The following is a 3,152-nucleotide window of genomic DNA, read 5'->3' as shown; positions in this document are numbered from 1 at the left end:
TATGACCCCTGAAAATGATTGTCTGGCTTCCTGGATTCAGGATCTGGGCTTGAAGGATGCTGTCATATTGTTGGGAGAGCGGCAAGATATCCAGGATTTGAACAATATGTTTGATGTGGCATGCCTGTCGTCCTGGATGGAGGCATTCCCTAATGTGATTGGCGAGGCCATGGCCTGTGGCATCCCCTGTGCCGTGACGGATGTGGGGGATGCACGTGACATCGTAGGTGAAACAGGGCGCGTGGTCCCAGCAAAAAATCCCAAGGCATTGGCAGAGGCAATAATGGATTTGCTATCCATGCCTGCAGAGGGCCGCCAGGCCCTTGGTGCCTTGGCCAGAGCTCGAATTGTAGAAAATTTTGATATGGCAGTCGTTGTGGGTGCTTACATGGCGCATTTTGAATCTTTGGCGACCAATGGATAGATTCAGGGCCCTGGATTCGTCATCCTGGGTTTATTCAGTAAAGCCAGAGTAACCACTCACACCAAACCGTAGCCGATTATTCCGGATCCCGCTGATTTCCCTGGTTCTGTCCCAGGGGGATCAGCGGGATTTTCTTTTGTTTTCAATCATCCCGCGTTCAAGAAATCTAAGAAACCCTTACGTGATCGTCACATCGTCTTGCCTATGATGTAATGACCCAGAGAAAACCTGCTCAGGTGATAATTTAGGAAATCACCATGAGCACGAAGATGGAAGACGAGATCAAACGATGGACAGCCAAGCGCAAGAGCGCTCTGGTACTGGACATCCTCCAGGGCAAGGCCACGGTGTCCGAGGCCAGTCGGTCCTATGACCTGTCACCCTCCGAGGTGGAGAAATGGGTCGATGACGCGAAACGGGGCATGGAGAATGCCCTGCGGGCCAATCCGCTGGACATCAAGGAGCAATACGAGCGCCAGATCAAGGACTTGCAAGAGGCCTACGGCGAAGCGATGCTGGAGCTCAGAGCAAGAAAAAAATTGCAGTCCCTGTTGGGCGAGGACGAGAAATGATCGAGACGATCCGTCAGGGACTAAAGGAAGATGGCTATACCGTCTCGATCGCCAAGCTGTGCCAGTGGTTCAATATTCCCCGGCGCACGGTTTACTACAAACCGACCAAGGCGGCGCCAAAGGTTGATCCCAAGTTTGCCGAACCCATCAAGGCTATGATTGAAGAGTCCCCGTCCTTTGGCTACCGAACGGTGGCCCATCTACTCGGTTTCAACAAAAACACGGTGCAGCGCATCTTCCAGCTCAAGGGCTGGCAGGTGAAGAAACGCGCCGTGGGCTTCAGACCCCGGATCCAGGCACTGCCCTCGGTGGCGACTGCACCCAATGAGCGCTGGTCCACCGATCTGTGCCGGATTTGGGCGGGGCGTGATGGCTGGGCCACACTGGCGCTGGTGATCGACTGCCATACGCGTGAACTGTTGGGCTGGCACCTGTCGCGCAGCGGCAAGGCGACGACCGCCAGTAGCGCACTGGAGCATGCCCTGATTGCTCGGTTTGGCACGCTGGGCCGGGTACCGGCGCCGTTCCTGCTTCGGTCGGACAATGGGCTCGTTTTTACCAGCCGCAGCTACACGGCTCTGGTGCGCAGCTATGGCTTGCGCCAGGAGTTCATTACGCCGCATTGCCCGCAACAGAATGGTATGGTTGAACGGGTCATCCGGACGCTGAAAGAGCAATGTGCTCACCGGCATCGCTTTGAATCTCTGCAGCACGCCAGCCGTATCATTGGCGACTGGATCCGTTTTTACAATCACCGACGCCCGCACCAGGCACTGAACATGAAAACCCCGGCCGAGGCCTTCGCATTAGCCGCCTGACCTGTGCAGGTTCCGCTGGGTCATTACAATGATGGCTCGGTTGTATTGGCTGGGTGATGGGCATGAGTCGAAGCTGGATGATGACAGTGCTGCTGGGGGTTCCTGTATTGCTGATGGCCTGGGGCAGTTTGCGGTATACGTTGACGCCCTTGGGTTATTGGCTGGCCTGGGGGCTGTGGGCGGGGGTCGTCGTCATTGATGCCTGGCTGGGGCGCGCCTCGAATGGATGGGTCTGGCCCACGGCCTGGGTGGCGGGATCTTTCGGCTTGCTGGCCCTGGGCATGGTCGTGGCCTCGGGCATCAACCAGGATGGTGTGGCCCTGTACCAGGCGGCCAAGATCCTGGTCATCGGCATCTTGTGCTGGATCATGTGGCAACTGGCGGCCCGGGCGGATGCTGAATCCCTGCTCCGGGTGCTGTACGGCGCGCTGGCGCTGGTGACCCTGGTGTTTTTCCTGTCCAAGGCATTTTCTTCGGCTTCCTACAATCTGGGAGGGTCGCGGGAAGGCGATATCTTCGCCCGTGCCGGGGTGCTCTGGAAGGCGGGCCTGTTCTTCCTGCCGCTGTGTGTGGCCGATTGGTTGTGCAATCCCCGGCGATGGGTTGCGGCGGCCTGCGCGATTGGGGCATGTCTGTTCCTGGTCGTGATCGATGGCAGCCGGACCGGGCTGTTGCTGATTGTGGTGATCAGCCTGGGCTTTGGCGCCGTCCTGTGGGGGCGGGGGGATTGGCGTGCAGTCCGGCATCGGCCCTGGACCTTGCCGTTGGCGGCGGGGGTCTTGTTGGCGCTGTTGCTGCTCAACGCCGGCATGAACGCCTGGAAATACGGGCTGTATCCACCGGCCAGTGCCACCGTGTCGGAATCGTCCCGGGTCGAGGCCCTGGTGAACCAGGCCATCGCCCCCGTGGTCGACAACCGCCTGGGCAAAGGCGATGCCCCTCGGCTTCGCCTGCTGCGCAACGGCCTGGAAAAGTCCCGCGAATGCTTCCCCCTGGGATGCGGTTTCGGTTCGACCGCGATCGACGCGGGCTATGGCATTCCCATGAACGTGCACAACGCCTACCTGGGGGCTTTGGCGGACTTCGGCCTATTGGGCTTGCTGGGCATGCTGGGGTTCGTCGTCGCGTCGGTCTTGCCGCTGCGGGCGCTGTGGGACCGCTCGGCAGATCCGGGACGGGTGTATTTCACCCTGGCGACGGCGGGATCGGCGCTGGCCTATTGTGTCGCACTGGGTCTGCATACCTTCAGTACGGAAATGTCCGAATGGGGCTATCTGCTGCTGATGCTGGCCTTTGCCTGGCAACCGGTCCGGGGGCTTGATGGCCCGGCGCGGATCG

At 59.4% G+C, this 3,152-nt stretch carries 4 protein-coding genes; all 4 read left to right on the top strand.

Annotated elements, in window-relative coordinates; genetic code table 11:
• The coding region (locus RBR29_RS11550) for a glycosyltransferase (protein ID WP_320349424.1) at nucleotides 1–424 on the top strand (424 nt) is incomplete at its 5' end.
• A 257-nt stretch (nucleotides 425–681) separates the two neighbouring features.
• Nucleotides 682–996, top strand: coding sequence for a DUF1153 domain-containing protein (locus tag RBR29_RS11545; RefSeq protein ID WP_320349423.1), 315 nt, complete (start codon nucleotides 682–684; stop codon nucleotides 994–996).
• On the top strand, nucleotides 993–1,814 hold the full coding sequence (locus RBR29_RS11540) for an IS3 family transposase (protein WP_320349422.1): 822 nt from the start codon (nucleotides 993–995) through the stop codon (nucleotides 1,812–1,814). The genes RBR29_RS11545 and RBR29_RS11540 overlap by 4 nt, the downstream gene beginning before the upstream one ends.
• 62 nt (nucleotides 1,815–1,876) lie before the next feature.
• On the top strand, nucleotides 1,877–3,152 hold a 1,276-nt coding region (locus RBR29_RS11535; RefSeq protein ID WP_320349421.1), incomplete at its 3' end, for an O-antigen ligase family protein.

Source organism: Castellaniella sp. (assembly GCF_034007085.1).
In the GTDB taxonomy this organism is placed as follows: domain Bacteria; phylum Pseudomonadota; class Gammaproteobacteria; order Burkholderiales; family Burkholderiaceae_B; genus Castellaniella.
Note: the sequence above shows the minus strand (reverse complement) of the source record. Positions and strands in the feature narration are given on the sequence as shown.

Excerpts from the sequence above, each read along its gene's own strand:
- RBR29_RS11540 (WP_320349422.1), top strand. The coding sequence starts at position 993 with ATGATCGAGACGATCCGTCAGGGACTAAAGGAAGATGGCTATACCGTC.
- RBR29_RS11545 (WP_320349423.1), top strand. The coding sequence starts at position 682 with ATGAGCACGAAGATGGAAGACGAGATCAAACGATGGACAGCCAAGCGC.